3 protein-coding genes are annotated in these 3,345 nt (G+C 78.2%); all 3 read right to left on the bottom strand.

Annotation, left to right across the window (positions count from 1 at the left end):
* Window positions 1–321: phosphorylase family protein (locus MPTA5024_RS41855; protein WP_036320260.1), on the bottom strand; the 321-nt coding region annotated here is incomplete at its 3' end.
* Complete coding sequence (gene shc / locus MPTA5024_RS04910) at window positions 318–2,201, bottom strand: squalene--hopene cyclase (protein ID WP_051458025.1); 1,884 nt, start codon at window positions 2,199–2,201, stop codon at window positions 318–320. The genes MPTA5024_RS41855 and shc, both read right to left, overlap by 4 nt.
* Window positions 2,198–3,345, bottom strand: a 1,148-nt coding sequence (hpnE, locus tag MPTA5024_RS04905; protein ID WP_084369421.1) for a hydroxysqualene dehydroxylase HpnE, incomplete at its 5' end; no start/stop codon positions are given. The genes shc and hpnE, both read right to left, overlap by 4 nt.

Raw genomic sequence — 3,345 nt, 5'->3', positions numbered from 1 at the left:
GCCCCACGCGCGCGAGGCGGCCGCCAGCGCGGGCCCGTACGGACAGGGGAGGACGGCGCCGTCCCAGCGGACCTCGGTCGCCACGAGGACGTCCCCCGGGCGGAGGCCGTCGTCGAGGGCGCCGCCGAGCCCGGCGACGGCGAGCGCGCCGAACGGCGGCAGCGCCGCCGCCGCGCGCGCCGCCCGAACGGGTCCCATTCCCACGCGCACCACCAGGGGGGAGCGCCGCGGCCCGCGCACACGTCGCGGCCCGCCATCGAGGCCGCGCCGGATCGCGCGCGACTCCAGAGCCAGCGCCACGCAGACGACGAGGCCGGTCACGGCGGTGCGTCCTCACCCGCGCGCAGGTACCGGCCGAGCGCGCCGACCGGGAAGACGAGCCGGTAGAGGTGGTAGTTGATGTAGAAGTCGCCCGGGAAGCCGGTGCCCGTGAAGTGGGGCTCGTCCCAGGTGCCGTCCGGCCGCTGGTGCCCGGTCAGCCAGCGCACCCCCCGCTCGACCGCCGGGGACCGCCCGTCGGCGGCCAGCAGCCCGATGAGCGCCCACGCGGTCTGGGAGGCGGTCGAGGCGCCCTGGCCGATCCAGCGGGGGTCACGGTAGGAGCGCAGGTCCTCGCCCCAGCCGCCGTCGGGGTTCTGGTGGGCCCTCAGCCACGCCGCCCCCCGCCGCACGCACGCCGCCCCCGGGCGCACCCCCGCCGCCAGGAGGGCGGGCAGCACGGCCCCCGTCCCGTACACGTGGTTGGCCCCCCACCGGCCGAACCACGATCCGTCCGGCTCCTGGGCCCGCAGCAGCCACAGCACGGCCCGCCGTACGACGGGGGAGCGGGCGTGCCCCTCGGCGGCCAGCGCCTCGACGACGTGCGCGGTGACGTCGGCTGACGGCGGGTCGATGACCGCGCCGAAGTCGCAGAACGGCAGCCGGGTGCACAGCGCGCGGGTGTTGTCGGCGTCGAACGCGGCGAAGCCGCCGTCACGCGACGCCATCCCCGCCATCCACCGCAGCCCGCGGGCGATCGCCGGCCGCGCGTCGGCCCGGCCCGTACGGCGGAGGGCGAGGATCACCTCGGCCGTGTCGTCGATGTCGGGGTAGCCGTCGTTGTCGAACTCGAACGCCCACCCGCCGGGAGGCAGCGCCGGCCGCCGGACCGCCCAGTCGCCGGTGACCGTGATCTCCTCGCCCAGCAGCCAGGTGGCGGCGCGGTCGACGGCGGGGTGACGGGCGGGCACGCCCGCGTCGAGCAGCGCCCCCACCGCGAGGGCCGTGTCCCACACCGGGGACTGGCACGCCTCCAGCCTGCGGCCGTTCCCGTCGCGGATGGTGAAGCGCTCCAGCCCCTCCAGGCCCCGGCGGACGACCGGGTCGTCCAGGCCGCGGCCCTCCAGGTGGAGCGCGATGAGCGAGTAGACCCACGGCGGCTGGATCCCGCCCCAGGAGCCGTCGGCCTCCTGCCGGGCGACCACCCACTCCGCCGCCCGGCGCAGCGCGGCCCGGCGCAGCCACGGGACCGGCCGCCGCCCGTACCGGTGCAGCGCCCGGTCGAGCGCATCGAAGGCCGCGTCCCAGCCCGTCCGCCGGCCGTGGCCGGGACGGCGGCCCGTACGCAGCTCCGCGATGCCGAACGGCAGCGGCCGCACGGGCCGGTGCGCGCTCACGATGGTCAGCGGCACGATCGTCTGCCGGGCCCAGCAGGCCCAGTCGTACACGTTCAGCGGGAACCACGGCGGCAGGAGGATCATCTCCGGGGGCAGCACCGGGAGGTCGTCCCAGGGCCACTGGCCGAACAGGGCGAGCCAGATCCGGGTGAAGACCCTCGTCGCCTCGACGCCCCCGGCCTCCCGGGCGAAGGCGGCGGCCGCGCGCATGTGCGGCGCCTCCGGCGGGTCGCCCGCGAGCCGCAGCGCCACGTACGCCTCGACCGTGGTGGACAGGTCACCGGGGCCGCCGTGGAAGGTGGCCCAGGTGCCGTCGGCGCGCTGCTGGGAGCGGATCCAGCGGGCCGCCCCGGCCGTGTCCTCCGCGGTCCGCACGCCGAGGAACTCGCGCAGGAGCAGGTCCTCGGCGTCCATCGTCACGTTGGTCTGCAGCTCGCCCTTCCACCACCCCTCCGGCGACTGGAGGCCGAGCAGGTGGTCGCGGGCCGCGCTCAGCGCCGCCTCCGCCTCGCGCACGCCGGGAGCGGCGTCCCTGGCGATCGTCATGCCGGCCACCCCTCGGCCGCGCCGGGGGCCTCCCCGGCCGCTGCCTGCTCCAGATGCCGCCTCGCCAGGCGGGCCGCCTCCAGGCCGCTGCGCACGGCTCCCTCCATCGTGTCGGGCCAGCCCGTGTCGGTCCACGCGCCGGCGAGGTACAGCCCGGGCCAGCGGGTGGCCGCGCCGGGCCGCAGCGCGCCGCTGCCGGGGGACTGGCGGAAGGTCGCCCGCCGCTCCCGGGTGACGAAGAAGTCGCGCACCGCGGCCCGCCGCGCGGCCGGGAGCAGCCGTTCGAGCTCGGGGACGAACGCCTCGCGCATCTCCGACGTCGGCACCTCGATCCAGCGCCGGGCGGCCGACACCGAGACCGCGAGGTACTGCCCGCCGGTCACCCCTCCGGCCACCGTCTTGTCGAAGATCCACTGCACCGGCGAGCCCACCGCGGCGGCGAACGGCAGCGTCGTGACCGGCCGGTCGTACACGACGTGCACGTTGACGATGGGGCTGGCGCCGAGCCCGCGCCACCGGTCCCGGCCGGGGGCCGCGCCCGCGGGCACCAGCCGCGCCGCCTGCTGGTGGGGCGTCGCCATGACCACGGCGGACGCCGCGATCCTGGCGCCGTCCACGACGATCCACGGCCCCGGGCCGACGGCCTGGACCTTCGCCGACAACCGGACCCGGCCGCCCCTCCTCTCGATCGCCGCGAGGGCGGCCGTCCCGTGGAGCTCGCCGAGGGGGACGGCGGGCAAACCGATGTCGGCGGCGCCGGCCCGCCCGAGCAGGGCCGTGGTGAAGACCATGGCGGCCGGGCCGAGCGCGGCCTCGTCGGCCCCGATGTTGAGGGCGGCCACCGCGAACAGGTCCCACAGGGCGTCCCTGGCCGCCCGTCCCTGCCCGTGCTCGGCCAGCCAGGCGCCGAGCCCGATGCCGTCGAGCCGCGGGTCGGCCGGGTCGAGCCCGCGCAGCGCGAGCGCGCCGCGGACCGCCCGCAGCCGGTCCGCCGGCGAGAGCAGCCCGTACGCCGCGAGCGCGGGGAGCAGGTGGAGCGGCCCGGGCAGGCGTCCGCGGCGCAGCCGTCCCCGCCGCCCGCCGGGCGTGAGGACCCGAACGTCGAAGCGGTCCTGCAGGCGCACGCGGTGGGACACGCCGAGCC

The sequence above is a fragment of the Microbispora sp. ATCC PTA-5024 genome, from assembly GCF_000511135.2.
Taxonomy (GTDB): domain Bacteria; phylum Actinomycetota; class Actinomycetes; order Streptosporangiales; family Streptosporangiaceae; genus Microbispora; species Microbispora corallina.
Note: the sequence above shows the minus strand (reverse complement) of the source record. Positions and strands in the feature narration are given on the sequence as shown.

What these genes read in the sequence shown, in the direction of transcription:
- shc (WP_051458025.1), bottom strand. Translation starts at nt 2,201, where the DNA reads ATGACGATCGCCAGGGACGCCGCTCCCGGCGTGCGCGAGGCGGAGGCG.